At 69.2% G+C, this 13530-nt stretch carries 9 protein-coding genes and 1 pseudogene; 5 read left to right on the top strand and 5 right to left on the bottom strand.

From position 1 onward, the window contains the following. Positions 1 to 22: 22 nt before the first annotated feature. A complete protein-coding gene (locus CRP56_RS42530; RefSeq protein WP_097273421.1) occupies positions 23 to 1567 on the top strand; it encodes a CYTH and CHAD domain-containing protein in 1545 nt (514 codons plus the stop codon). 295 nt (positions 1568 to 1862) lie between these two features. Here CRP56_RS42530 and CRP56_RS42535 read toward each other — a convergent pair whose 3' ends face one another. Further along, complete coding sequence (locus CRP56_RS42535; RefSeq protein WP_097273423.1) at positions 1863 to 4742, bottom strand: ATP-binding protein; 2880 nt, start codon at positions 4740 to 4742, stop codon at positions 1863 to 1865. 590 nt (positions 4743 to 5332) lie between these two features. Here CRP56_RS42535 and CRP56_RS42540 point away from each other — a divergent pair. The 3 genes from CRP56_RS42540 to CRP56_RS42555 all read left to right on the top strand — a co-directional run bounded on the left by CRP56_RS42540 (position 5333) and on the right by CRP56_RS42555 (position 9131). Continuing rightward, on the top strand, positions 5333 to 6259 hold the full coding sequence (locus CRP56_RS42540; protein ID WP_097273425.1) for a hypothetical protein: 927 nt from the start codon (positions 5333 to 5335) through the stop codon (positions 6257 to 6259). 76 nt (positions 6260 to 6335) lie between these two features. After that, positions 6336 to 7793, top strand: coding sequence for an RICIN domain-containing protein (locus CRP56_RS42545; protein WP_179851265.1), 1458 nt, complete (start codon positions 6336 to 6338; stop codon positions 7791 to 7793). A gap of 546 nt (positions 7794 to 8339) precedes the next feature. Further along, entirely contained in the window at positions 8340 to 9131 is a 792-nt protein-coding gene (locus tag CRP56_RS42555) for a bestrophin-like domain (RefSeq protein WP_097273429.1), read from the top strand. A gap of 486 nt (positions 9132 to 9617) precedes the next feature. Here the strand turns inward: CRP56_RS42555 and CRP56_RS48790 are convergent. The 4 genes and pseudogenes from CRP56_RS48790 to CRP56_RS42570 form a co-directional block, all read right to left on the bottom strand. After that, a pseudogene (locus CRP56_RS48790) lies at positions 9618 to 9722 on the bottom strand (Lrp/AsnC family transcriptional regulator); the annotation flags it as partial. 30 nt (positions 9723 to 9752) lie between these two features. Next, positions 9753 to 11228: an alginate lyase family protein gene (locus tag CRP56_RS42565; RefSeq protein WP_306459464.1), complete on the bottom strand. Its 1476-nt coding sequence runs from the start codon at positions 11226 to 11228 to the stop codon at positions 9753 to 9755. 122 nt (positions 11229 to 11350) lie between these two features. Beyond that, complete coding sequence (locus CRP56_RS47855) at positions 11351 to 11497, bottom strand: hypothetical protein (RefSeq protein WP_179851266.1); 147 nt, start codon at positions 11495 to 11497, stop codon at positions 11351 to 11353. Positions 11498 to 11807: 310 nt separating this feature from the next. Further along, on the bottom strand, positions 11808 to 12482 hold the full coding sequence (locus CRP56_RS42570) for a hypothetical protein (protein ID WP_097273434.1): 675 nt from the start codon (positions 12480 to 12482) through the stop codon (positions 11808 to 11810). Positions 12483 to 12654: 172 nt separating this feature from the next. Here CRP56_RS42570 and CRP56_RS42575 point away from each other — a divergent pair, with 172 nt between their 5' ends. Further along, positions 12655 to 13455 carry a hypothetical protein gene (locus tag CRP56_RS42575; protein ID WP_257041795.1) on the top strand — a complete coding sequence of 267 codons (801 nt, stop codon included), beginning with the start codon at positions 12655 to 12657 and terminating at the stop codon, positions 13453 to 13455. Positions 13456 to 13530 lie beyond the last annotated feature (75 nt).

Below are 13530 nucleotides of genomic sequence, written 5' to 3' on the forward strand. Positions count from 1 at the left end.
CCCAGGCGTGTACGCGTAGGACATGACCGAGTCCCAGCGGGAAACAGAGCGAAAGTACGAAGCCCCGTCGGCCGACGGCACCACCTGGCTGCCCGACCTCACAGGTGTGGGCGGGATCGAGTCCGTCGTGGACCAGGGCACCGAGGAATTGGACGCCGTGTACTACGACACCGAAGACCTGCGATTGGCCGGTGCCTCGGTGACGCTCCGCAGAAGGACGGGCGGGGCGGACGAGGGCTGGCATCTCAAGCTGCCGCTGCCGGGAGACAGCAGGGAAGAGGTCAGGGCCCCACTCTCCGACACTGTTCCGGACACGCTGAGTGACTTGGCTCTCTCCCGTACCCGAGGCGCGGACCTGCGGCCGGTCGTCCGTATCCGTTCCACCCGTGGTGTGCGTCAGCTCGTCGGTTCGCAGGGCACCGCCCTCGCCGAGCTGAGCATCGACGCGGTCCGCGCCGAATCACTGCTCGCCACCGGCACGCCGGTCACCTCCTGGACCGAGATGGAGGTCGAGCTCGCACCGGACGGCGACCCAGCTCTTTTGGACGTCGTGGACAAGACGCTGCGCAAGAGCGGCGTGGAGCGTGCCGACTCCCCGTCGAAGCTGGCCCGGGCCCTGGAGGAGACAGCGGTGGGAGCGCCCCGTCTTGCGGGCGAACGCGCCGGAGAAACCGTGGCCCGCGGATCCGCCGGCGAAGCGGTCCTCGGCCATGTGGCGGATCAGATCAGCGCCCTGGTGAGGCTGGACCCCGCGGTACGGCGTGACGTGCCCGACTCCGTGCACAAGATGCGCGTCGCCTCTCGGCGGCTGCGCAGCGTCCTGCGCTCCTACCGGGCGGTCCTGGACCGGAAGGCCACCGACCCGGTCCGCAAGGAGCTCAAGTGGCTGGGCGGTGAGCTGGGCGCGGAACGCGACCAGGAGGTCCTCCTGGAACGGCTGAGCTCAAGGCTCGAGGCGCTGCCTCAGGAGCTGGCCTTCGGGCCCGTTTCGGCCCGGCTGCGGATCTGGGACGCCGGCAAGAGTTCCGAGGCTCGCCGACGCACTCTGGACGCCCTGAACTCGGACCGCTACCTGGCCCTTCTGGACTCTCTGGCAGTGCTGACGGAACGGCCCCCGCTACGCGCGAAGGCCGCCCGGAAACCGGAGAAAGTCATGACCAAGGCCATAGTGAAGGAGTACGGCCGGCTGTCCGACCGCGTGACATTCGCGCTGGACCTGCCGCCCGGCACGGAACGCGACACGGCCCTCCACGAGGCCCGCAAGGCGGCCAAACGGACGCGGTACGCCACGGAGCCCGCGCGCGACGCTCTCGGAAAGCCCGCCAAGCGACTCGGCAAGCGCGTCAAGGCCGTCCAGAAGGTGCTCGGGGACCACCAGGACAGCGTCGTGGCACGGGACGCCCTGCGAGAGATAGCCCTGGCAGCCCACGCGGCCGGGGAAACCGGCTTCGTCTGGGGTCTGTTGTACGGACAGGAACAAGCCGCGGCCGACCGCCGCGAACGGGAGCTGCCGGCCGTATGGGCAGAGGCGTCGCGAAGCGGCCTGCGCAAGGCGCTCGACCGTTGAGGGCGACCTTCGAGGCTGCCGGATCCCAACTGGTCCGTGACACCGCCCCCTTCGTGGTCACCAGCTGATCGCCTGCCACCGGCCGCCTACGCCTGGGTTCCGTCCGTGCTGAGCGCGGCGCTGGTGAATGTCTCGCCGAGGCTGCGGAGGGAGTCGCGCAGCACGGGCCGGTCGGGGTGGAGACGAGTTGACCGGTAGACATGCGATCGGCTCTGCCGACGTCAGTGGCGACCTCGCGCTCCAGCGGCTCTGCTCGGCGTTTCCGCAGTCTCATCGATGGTGTTCGGCGCGTTTCTCAGACGGGTTCGTGGGATCCGGGCCGGTCGGAGTTCGGCAGGCCGCCTTGGATGACCTTCCGCTCGGTGCGCAGTTTCGCCAGGACGCGGGCCACGTGCTTCTCGACGGTGCGGGGGGACAAGAACAGGGTCTGGGCGATGTCCTGGTTGGTGGCGCCGTCGGCGAGCAGCTTGGCGACTTCCAGTTCACGGGGCGACAGCTCGCCGCCGTAGCCGCGGCGCCCCGGTCGCCGCGACGTCTGGGCACCGAGTTCGCGCAGGCGGTGTTGGCAGCGTGCGGCGTCGCCGGTCGCGCCGAGCTCGGTGAAGCCGCCCGCGGCGTCGGCCAGGTGCGTCGTCGCGTCTTCGGCAGACGAGCAGGTCAAGGCTTCACCCCGGCGTTCGGCGGCCTTGGCGACCTCGTAGGGACGGCCGATGTCCTGCCATCTGTGCTGCGCCTCGGCGAAGTGCTCGGCGGCCCGCGCGGGATCGGTGGCGCGGAGCAACAGACCTCGGGCCAGCGCCAGTTCGGCCGAGGCGGCCGGCGCGTCGCGGTCGCACAGGTCCGACTCGGCTGCCGCCACGAGTCGTTCGATCAATGCGTGGTGTCCACAGGCCAGCGCGGCCTCGGCCGCGACCGGGACGAGGTCCATGGTCCGAGTCCAGGACCTGAGTCCTCGCAGCATCGACAGCGCGGGTTCGGCGATCGTCCAGGCCGCCTGCGGGTCACCCTCGCCGAGCCGGACCGCGGCGAGCGCTGCGGCGATCCGGATGCTCACGTCCACCTCGCTCGTGCCGTTGGCGGCCGCTGCCGCGGTGGCGAAGTGGTCGTGGGCCAGGGAGCGCCGTCCCTGGGCGAAGGCGAGGTGTCCCTGGCACAGAGTTCGGTCCACGTTGATCTGCTTCACGTCGGGGTGTGCCTGCGCCAGGGCCGCGTAATCCTCCTCCAGACGGGTCCAGCGCCCGGCCAGCCAGTCCAGGCGCAGCTCAACAACGAGGGGAAGGCACTCGATGCGCCCGTGAGCTGCGTGTTCGACCAAGTCTTCGACCTCGCGCAGCAGAGCGCGGGCCCGCCGGTCGTGGCCGAGCTGGATCGCCACCTCGGCCAGGGCGTACAGCGCGTAGGTGGCGTCGCGCGGCACCGCGCCGGCGGCATCTCGGCGCGGTAGCCGGTCCAGCAGCGGCCAGACGGCGGGATCGCCGTCCCGGCCCATCAGGATGAGCCGGTTGATCTGGGCCAGTCTCCGGCTTCTCTCGTCGGCGCCGTCGCGGACGGTCCGCTCGGCTCGGCCTTGCCAGTCCCACGCGTGCGCGGCGGCACCGTCCCGCTCGTTGAGGGCCAGGTTGAACATCGCCACAGCCGCCTTGTGCGGCTGGGTGGCCGCCAGTTCGTCGACGGCGTGGGCGAGTTCGCGGAAACCAGCCGGGTCGGCGCCGAGGTTGAGCATGACCAGTCCGAGCCCCAGGCGGATCTCGCCCCGGACGGCATCCGGCAGCCTCGGATCGTCCAGCACGGTCCGCAGCTCGCGGGCGGTCACGGCGTAGTCGACGCCGTAGTTGACGATCCGGGCGAGCGTGAGCGCGGCTCGGGACCGCCGCTCGGTGTCGACGTGGGGTCGGTCCAGGATCTGGTGCAGGAGGGTCGCCGCGGTGCCGGTGTCGCCGAGCGCGACGGCCTGGTCGACGGCCTGCTCGATCTGTTCGAGCCAGCCCCCCTGGTCGCCGGTGGCCAGCGTGTGGCGGGCGATCTGCACCAGCGGGAGGGGGTCTTGGGTTTGGAGCTCGTCGATGGCCCGCCGGTGCAGGCGGGCCCGGCGAGGCCACGGGATGTACCGGTAGGCGACCTGCTGGGCCAACACGTGACGAAAGGTGTAGCGGCCGGAATCGGTCACGCGCAGCACCGCCGCCCGCAGCGCGTCGACCAGCCCCTCGGCCGCCGCGTCACCGTCCAGGCCGGCGACCTCGGCCAGCAGTTCTTCGGTGGCCGGTACGGCCAGGACCGCCGCCGCGTCCACGACCGCGGCGCCGATCGGCGACAGCGAGGTCAGCCGCTCGGTGACCGCTTCCTGCAGACCGGTGGGCACTTCGGCCCGCTCCAGCTCCCTGACGTCGCGACACGCCTGGTCCCGCAGCGTGATCAGGTCTTCCTCGGCGACCAGCGGCAGGCCCTCGCTGCGGCGATGGAGCACCGCGCACAGCTCTGGAGTGGCATGGCTGCCGAGCGCCGCCCCGGCGAGATCCGCCACATCGTTCTCGGTCAGCGGTGACAGCCGGATCACCGTGCCGCCGGCACCGGGCGGAGGCCGGTAGGCCGCGCCCAGGGCTGCGGCCCCGGGCGGCAGGTCCTCGGCCCGGTAGGTGACCACAAGGACGAACTGGTCGGGCAGGTCGCGGGCGAGCAGCAGGAGCAGTTCGCGGGTGGCGTCGTCGACCCAGTGCAGGTCCTCGACGACCAGGATCACCCGCCCGACCGCGTCGAGCACGGAGCGCACGGCCTGGATCAACTGGTGGCGCAGCGCACCTGGGTGGCCCGGTGTGGCGGGCGCCAGCGGGAGGCGGTCGGCCAGGTCCGGCAGCAGCGGAGCCAGTGCCCCGGCCGTCGGCGGCAGCCCGGTGGCCGGCAGCCACGGACCGACCTTGCCGAGCGCGTCCACCACCGGCCCGTACGGCAGGGGTTCGCGCAGTGGGCAGCAGAAGCCCGTCACCACCCGCCACCCCTCGGTCTTTAGGATCGCGGTGGCTTCGTGCACCAGCCGGGACTTGCCCATGCCCGCCTCGCCCTCGATCATGACCACGGCGGGCGGCCGTCTGGTGACGGCGAGTAGCAGATCGAGTTCCTGGCGGCGACCGACGAATGTGAAGCCCCGGCCAAGACCGGAGGAGCCTTGCTGGTCAGCCACCTGAGCACCGTCCCTTACGGACACATCATGGCTCGACTGGTGACGGAAGATGACCGGCGGAGGCTGGTCGGCCCGCCCTCGTCGGCGGCACCCACTTTATTGCGGCTGCCTACCCAATCAATACGTTTGTGACGCGCGCCTCATTGCTCCACCGCACTGCGGATCTGCATCGTCAGTGCCGTTCCACCACGGTCATGGGCGTCCGAACAGAGACCGTCACACCATGAGGACCCTGGCGCGGGACGGCCCCACGATCGTCGCCGCCGTCGCCCCGCCGCCATCGCGTTCGCCGCGATCACGCGGTGGCCGGCAGCCACGGACCGACCTTGCCAAGCACGTCCACAACCTCCTTCACGGGACGCCCCGATCCGGTCGCCCGCAGTGGCCGCCCTGGCCGGCGTCATCGGCCCCACCCATCCTGAAGCGGCCGCCTACCCATTCAATCCGTCCCCCATTGTTTCGGCCTGCCCCTCACCTGCATCGTCCATGGCATCCACACAGGTGAAAGCCACGACAAGGCGTGAGAACGCTCTCGCACTCCAACCGGCGGGTGCAGTGGCACACCGCAACCACTCCCCGACGGAGAGCTCATGTTCAATCGAGCAGCAACGCGTCTGCCCAACTGGCAGATGCGCTACCGGATATCAGCACTCGCGGCGCTCCTCGCGGCCGTCGCGGTCATCCTGACCCAGGCCCTCGTCTCAACCAGCCCGGCGCACGCGGCAGGGTTCTGGGACTGCCCGAACGGCTTCGGCAACTCCTCCTCGTGTTCCAACATCGTCAACACCGACACGGTGAGCGAACGGCAGTTGCCGAACGAGGTGTACCGCGGGGACTCGCGGTCGCCGTACGAGATCTTCAACAACGGCTTCACAGCGGTCGGTACCGACTACGACCTCCCGCGCCACATCCAAGGCCGCGACGGCAGCGGCTACATCTCCACGAGCGCGAATGTGTCGGTGTCGGAAACCTTCGCCCGCAGCCAGGGTCGCAACAATCTGGGTGCGGCGATGACGAATCCCTGCCGGTCCGGCCGCCCGAGTGCGCAGTGGGCTCCCTTTCCGGGGATGGGTTGGACGCTGACCGGTCAGTGCACCGGCAACTGGGTGGAGGCGAACGCCTACGTGTACGTCATCGATGCCCGCATGGCGCGGAACGCTCTTTACACCGACGACCAGGTGCGCGGAAACCCCGGACTGGCGCGTTTCGGGGGCCAGCAGGAGTGGGCGTACATCCACCACATCCCGAACACCGCGATCATTGGCGTGCGCGTGTACCGCATGAGGGATGAGGTCATCAATGGCCAGCTCGGATACCGGGGTGAGACGTTCAGGTACGACCGCTTCATAGGCAACCCCGCCCATGCCCAGGCGCGGATGACCTATGACCCGTCCGCTGACCCGAGCGCCCGCTTCAACAGGGACACCTACCTCGGCGTGCCCTCGATCGCGGCGAACCCGTATACCCGCGGCTGCTCAGCGATCACCCGGTGCAGGGGCGGCGACAACCATGGCTGAGACCGGCTCGACTCTCGACACAACCGACCACGCAGACGACGGCGTGATCGCCCGCCCCTCGGACTCAAGGAAGACCATGTTGGACAACGCATCAACAGCGCCGCGCCGCATGCGCTCCGCGCTGCGGGAGCGGCCGCACGCCGCCCTGCTCGCCCTCCTGTCGCTTGTGCTGGCGGGCGGGTCACTGCTGCCGGCCGCGGCCGCACACGCCGACACTGCCACTGGTTCCGACTGGGAGGAGGTGGTGGAACTCGCGGACTACAACCACGCCCTCACCGCGTTCGAGGACCCGAAAAGCGGCCCGATCATCATCTTCCCGTCCGACTACACTGGTGACATCAACAACCTGCAACACCCGAGCGACTGGACCGACTCCAACGGCAACACCCCGACCAGTTGGCCCACCCCCACGACCGCCAAAAGCTCCGTGTTCACGCAGGACCAGCTCAACACCGTGCAGAACGCGGTCCTCGACGCCATCCAGCCCGGCGACGACACCACCACCTACTCCCTGGCCGCCGCCTACGACGGCGCGAGCGACCGGGTGATCGTGCAGACCAGCGCCCCCTCGTCCGTCACCGACCCGCTGGCCGCCAAGTACCCCGACCAGGTCGTCATCCAGGGCCCGCCCGCGAGCACCCCGCCCACCGTGTGCGAGCCGCAGCTCTCGCTCACGTCCAACCCCGGCAACACCGGCGGCGCGACCGCGGCGAGCGAGCAGTTGCAGGCCCTGGCCGACTACAACTGCGCCCTGTCCGCCTACGAGGACCCGACCACCGGCCCGGTGATCATCTTCCCGTCCGACTTCGCCGGTGACATCGACAACCTGCAGATCCCGCAGCACTGGACCGACTCCAACGGCAACACCCCGACCAGTTGGCCCACCCCGACCACCTGGCGCAGCTCGAAGTTCACCAACGAGCAGGTCCAGAAGATCATCGTCGCCGCCGTCGACCAGATCGAGCCGGTCGGCTCGACGATCTACTACGCCGCCGCCCACTACGACGGGATGCACGACCGGATCGTGGTGAACACCGACGCCCCCTCCTCGGTCACCGACCCACTGGTGGCCGCCTACCCCGACCAGGTCACCATCGCCAGCACGAAGGCCCCGGCGATCCAGATCACCAACAAGCACAGCAACCTCGACCTGGGGATCGACGGCGCCTCCACCACGGACGGCGGCGCGGTCGTGCAGCAGACCGCGGACGCCACCGCCAACCAGCAGTGGCGGCTGATCGACGCCGGCAACGGCCAGTACAAGCTCAAGAACGTCAACAGCGGCCTGCTGCTCGGCATGGCCGGCGGTTCCGGCGACCCGGGCGCCAACGCCGTGCAATGGGACGACGACGGCCACGACGACCACCTGTGGAAGGTGGTCGACGCCGGTCACGGCTACGTCAAGCTGGTCAACGTGCGCAGCGGGCTTCCGTTGGACGTCTCCGGAGCCTCGACCGACCCCGGAGCGAGCGCGCTCCAGAACACCGACAACGGGGCCGATTCCGAGCTCTGGCAGCTGACTCCGATCAGCTGACGAGCGGCGGCCGCCACCGCGGGCATCGCCCGGGCGGACGGCGAACCGGCCCGGGCTGCGCGCACCCGTCGCGCACAACCTATCGATCATGAGGTCGGTTCTGATCGAACAGGGTGCTGGGCGGGTGATCTTGGCCAGATGGATGCATGAGTACAGGGCCTCCTGGTAGCTCGGCGTTGCGACGCCACTCGAGTACCAGGAGGCCTTGTTGTTTCCGTCCTGCGTGACGGTCCTCGCCCCGTCCAACTCCTGCGTGTCGTCGTGTGATTGCCTCGCGCACCGGTTCGGGAGCGCGGCCGACCGTCCGAACAGGGTGCGGCGGTATCCGCCGGACATGACGGATGCAGAGTGGACGGTCGTGCGGGATGCACTGCCGGTGCCGGCCCGGCTGGAGGGCCGGGGCGGGCAGCCAGAGGGCTACTGCCACCGGCAGATGCTGGATGCGGTATCGGGCTCACTCGGCGGGGTGAACTTATTCGCGTACGCCCGCAGTTGCCTTCATGCACGCGGTTTTGAGCTGCTGCGCCGGGCCTAGACTCCGCGCTCATGTCACTGTGGCTGCTCAACCATTTCAGCACCTTCACGCTGGCCGTCATCACCGTCGGCGGGACGGTCGTGCTGGCCGTCGCCGGCAGTGTGCTGTTGCGGCGCAGGTACCCCTCGCTGGCCCAAGGGGAACACAACGACATGGTCGGTGTGACGCTCGGGATGTTCGGCGCTATCTACGGGATCATCCTCGCGTTCGTGATCGTCACTCTGTGGACCCAGGTGGAGCAGACTCAGACCATCGTCGCCTCGGAGGCCACCGACACGGCGCTCATCGCCCGCGACGCCGCCGCCTTCCCACCGCCGGTGCACGCCCGCCTCGACTCCGCCCTGAGCGGCTACGTCCACGCGGTCGTCGAGGACCAGTGGCCCCGCATGCGCGAGGGGAACCCCAGCTACGGGGCGACCGAGACCCATCTGCGGGCCGCCTACCAGGCACTCCAGGCGTACGACCCGAAGGACGAACGGGAGCAGGTCTTCTACGAACAGGCCGTCGCTCACCTCGACGACGTCGCCACACAGCGACGGGCCCGTATCACCATGGCCCGCCAGGAACTCCCGGTACTGCTCCAGGTGTTAGCGTTCGGCGGCGCACTGGTCCTGGTTCCGCTGACCTTCCTCTACGGCCTGCGCAAACGGCGGGTCCAGATGCTGTTCGTCGCCTCGGTCGCCGCGCTCGTCGGGTTCAGCCTGCTCCTGGTCGTCGTCCTGGACCGCCCCTTCGCCGGCGACCTCGACGTCAGCCCCGCCCCGTACCACGAGGGTGCGCTTGCCCAGTACTGGGTGAAGTGACGCGGTGACGGGGCGGGGCGCTGGTCGGCGGGGTCTGTCAGGGAGCGGACAGCAGCGCGTCGGCGATGTGGTCGGTGGTTTCCAGCCTGTATTGGTGGGCTGGCCAACCGTGCTTCTCACGACAGGGTGCGGAGGTGGGGGGTGGGGACACGGCAAGATACCTCCAGTCCCGAGCTGGGTGCCGGGGCCTGTACGACCCACCCCCCATGGCCGCGAGTCCCTCACGATCTCCGTCCGGCCCATCACCTCGCACCGTATCCCGCACCACTGACAACACGAGCGGTCCGAAGCCGAACGGAACGGCGAACCTGCATGGCCACCAGCCCAGATAGTCCAGCCGCAGCGCGTCCACGATCTCGCGCCGTAAGTGCTTCGCCGGACGCTCGCCCGTGCTGGTCTCGCAGGCCGGGGCCGGCGGCACCGGTTCGATGAGCACCGATTCGTCGTCGAAGGTGTCAGACGGATACCAGCGGCGCCGCGGGAACGGGGCGTCACGGCGACCACGCGGTGGAACAGCTTGTGGTCGCCATTCGGATATCCGAGCCGCACAAAGACGAGGGTCAGCAGGCCCAACCGCTCCGGGTCGACGATCGTCACCGGATTTTCGTGTCACCGCGCATGTCACTCCGCGTCGCGGCGCGCCTGGCCACGGCGGCGGAGCAGCAGGAGGCCGCCGGCTATCGCGGTGACGCCGGTCGCGGCCGTCCACAGAGCGAGGTCCGAGGTACCGGTGGCGGCCAGGTCCTCGTCGCCCTGGGCGTTCTGGGGGCTGGCGTCCTGGGAGGGCTGCCCGGCACGGGGCGTGGAAGAACCGGATGTTCCGGATTCGGTGGCCGCCGACTTCGTCGGGGCCGGTGAGGCCGTCGCCTCGGCCGTGGTGGCCTTGTCCCGGGTGTAGGCCAGTGTGCCGAAGCCGAGTTCGTCGAATCCGCCGCTGTTCGGGCCGTAGTCGCCGCCGCCTCCTTCGGGCCCGCTGCGGGCCACCATCTCGCCGGTGTTCGGCATGGCCAGGCCGCGCCTGTTGGCGTAGTGGTTGTAAACCCGCGCCCAGACCGGGCGCCCAAGTCCACGGCCGCCTTCGGAGATGGCGGTCTCCTCCGTGTTCACGCAGTGCACGCCGTTGGTCCAGGTGTAGGTGGTGTAGGGCACCTTGTGGCCGAGGTTGTACCGGGCGACGTACTCGCACGCCTTGCGGAACTTGGAGTCCTGCGCGCCGTAGAGGTCGACGCCCTGGTTCCAGGCCATCTCGCAGATGGTGCCCATCAGGCCGATGCCCAACAGGCTGTGGCCCTGGTCGCGCCCGCTCTCCTGCCACTGGGCCAGGCCATTGCCGTAGACATGGGGGATTGCCTTGTCCAGCGCGCCGTTGCCTTCGCCGTTGTAGAAGTAGTCGACCGTCTCGTTGAACTTGGCCCGGTCGTCGCAGAGGATCCCGATGGCCATGGCTGAGGCCATCGAGCACAGGTCCCAGTTCGCCCAGTAGTGGCCGATGCAATTGGTCTTGCGGTGCAGGAAGTCGTGGTTCATCGGATAAAAGTGGTTGACCAGCATGTCCTGGAAACGGGCCAGGTCGAAGCCGGGGTAGCCGCGCAGGAGTTCGCCGGCGTTGGCGAGCTGGTACCCCTGGAGGCCCGCCATGAGCACGACTTCGGAGCCTCCTGCGATGCCCTTCAGCGTCCCCGACCAGGCGTTGCAGATGTCCCGTGCGGTGTCGGCGTGCGCGGTGTCGCCGGTGATCTTCCAGCGCAGCGCGTTCTGGTAGGCGGCGTGGACGTCGTGGTAGAGAGCCCCGTAGTTCTGGACATAGCTGCCTCCCCGGGCCGGGGTCGTCAGCGGGTTGGGCACCCATGCGCTCTGCGAATGACGGTTGGCGGTCAGCTTGGCGAAACCCGCCGTGTAGGGGGCAGCGCCCGCCTTCACCTTGGCGGCCATGCGCTCGAGATCGGCCTGGGTGTGGAGCATCCCGGGGTGCGCGAAGGATGCACGTGCCGCCGTCGCGGGGGTGGCGGTCACTCCCGTGCCGATACCGATTCCGGCAGAGCCGGTCGCCGCTCCGACAGCCTTGAGCATGGTGCGTCGGCTGATCTGAAGTGTCACAGCGTCGTTCCTCGGGTTCCTGCTGGGGACAGTGCCTATGGAGGGGAGACGTGATGCGGAGCGGTCGATAACACAAAACTGGGCACCACCGATGGAGGGCAGGTGGTCTTGACGGTCCTCCGTTAGGCCTGCGCAATGGCGAATATGCGCGACACCTTGCCCGGGAACGGCCGCGCGGTACGCCGGTCGACGCCGTCGGCCTCGCGCAGCCGCTGATGCTGGCGCTGGTGGCGATCGAACTGGATGCCTTCCGTCGCGGGCACGAGCACGACACGTTCTGGGGCCCCTCCGCGGAGCCAGGTCTGGGCTGTGGCTGCCCGGAGCCGACCACCCGGCGGCGGAGGCCGATGTCGTCGACCGGGCCCTGCTCGAGGACCTGCCCCGCGAGCAGGTCCTGGACCGGTGTGTCCGCGCTGCCCGTGGCCACCGGGTCCAGGTGCATGACAGGGGACTTGGAGTGACGTCATGCGGTCAGGTTCAGCCCCTGCTGCTACGGATTCGGGGCACCCGGGTTCGGGGAAGGGCGACTATCGCAGGAGCAGCATTGCCGACGGAAGCGACATGGGTGGCCGTTGTGTGTCAGTGGTCTTTCGTGGAGAGGGGAGGTGGGCAGGGGAGTTCGGTGGGCTGCGCGCGGAGGGCGGGGTCGAGCAGGTCGGGGGAGGACCGGGCTGGGTCTTCGTCCTCGGTTGCGGTGAGGAAGTCGGTCTCGATGGGCGTCAGGTCCGTGATCAGGGCGTCGAGTGGGTAGGTGTCGACGAAGCGGGCTCGGGTGCTGGTGACCAGCATGACCGCGAGGGGCTCATCGCCGGGCACTGGGAGACCGGGGTAGATGTCGCCGCCCCAGTACATGACCGGTGTCTCGGTGCCGCGGTGCGCGAAGCGGCCCGCGCCGGCCAGCATCAGCAGGTCGGTCTGAGTGCTGGTGGCCTCGCCGTGGTAGTCGTACAGATAGACCTCCAGCGCCTCATCACGGTGGCGGAGCAGGTTGAAACCCCCGGTGGCGCGGAGGGCGAGCAGTTGCAGGGGGGTCTTGTCCCGGTCGGCGCGGATCCCGGCCACCGCCTGTGGGGAGTGGGCGGCGGTCTCGGTCAGGTCCCAGTCCGGGGCGGCACCGTCGGCGGCCCACCCCGCGTACATCGCGGACGGGTTCTCGATGATGTCGAGGCCCGGCAGGGGCGTGCGCAGCCACTCGTCGAAGCCGTCGCGCGACATCGGTATCCGTGCCGCCAGCATGAACGAACGAGCGCCCATCTGGTGCCTCCTCGGGGCAAGAACAGCGGACCGGACCGGCACCGGCCGACCAACGGCCCGGAAAACGTCGGGTGCCTCGCACGATAACCTCACCCACCGACACCGGGTTCGGGCCCACAGGGCGCTCATAAATCGAACCTCCGTGTGGCTGCTGTGCGGTTACCCTGCGGGAATGTCGTACGAGCTCAATGCCGTCATTGGACGTTTCGACGTGCTCAGGAGCCAGACTGCCGGGATTCGGGAGACGGCTGTCGCCCCGCTCCGGCAGCGCATGGGGCTGGTACCTGTCACCACACAGCTCCTCGGGGAGACGGCTGGGCTTACCGATCAGGATGGCGCCGGGCCCGGTCGACCAAGCACGGTAACGTCGCCGGCATTCGAGCAGACCTTGAGCTACTGGTCCCGGGGCGGGCCGATCGCCTACGTGGAGGCAGACTTCCACGGAGGGGACGGATACCAGACAGCCGCCGTATGGCGTAACGGTGCGAAGGCGTGGGGTCCGGCCCATACCTGGGACTTCACCGGTCCACGGGAAGACTGGCCGATCAATGCCGCTCTCGCTCTGCTCGATGTCGTTGCGAGCAGCTCCGAGCGGGTGAGCTACCACGACCTGTTCCTGGAGGTGGGGCTCGGCTGGGAACAGGACATGGACGGCTGGCAGTCGGCCGGCCAGGCTGCTCGATGGGCGGCGACCTACAACGAGTGGCATCAGGAGTACCTGGCGAAGCAAGAGAGAGCAGCGCGTGCCGTCGCGGAGTTCGAGAAATTCAGGAGGCTTCCCGGCGTCCCGGTGGCGCTGGACGGTAAGGCGATCATGGGGCTGCTCGCCCTGCCTCCAGGTCCATTGGTCGGTGCGGCCACTCGCTATCTGCAAGATCTGCATCTCGAACACGGCCCGCTTTCACGGGAAGAGGCCGTCGCCCGGCTGAGGGCCTGGGCTGCGGAGCAAGACACAGGATGCCGTGGCCGGTGATCGGCCCGTCGGCCAACGCGCACGCATGGCGTCGGCCCAACTGCCCATCGGGCTGAGCAGGGCTCGAGCAGGTCG

Source organism: Streptomyces sp. TLI_55 (assembly GCF_900206255.1).
GTDB lineage: Bacteria > Actinomycetota > Actinomycetes > Streptomycetales > Streptomycetaceae > Streptomyces > Streptomyces aquilus.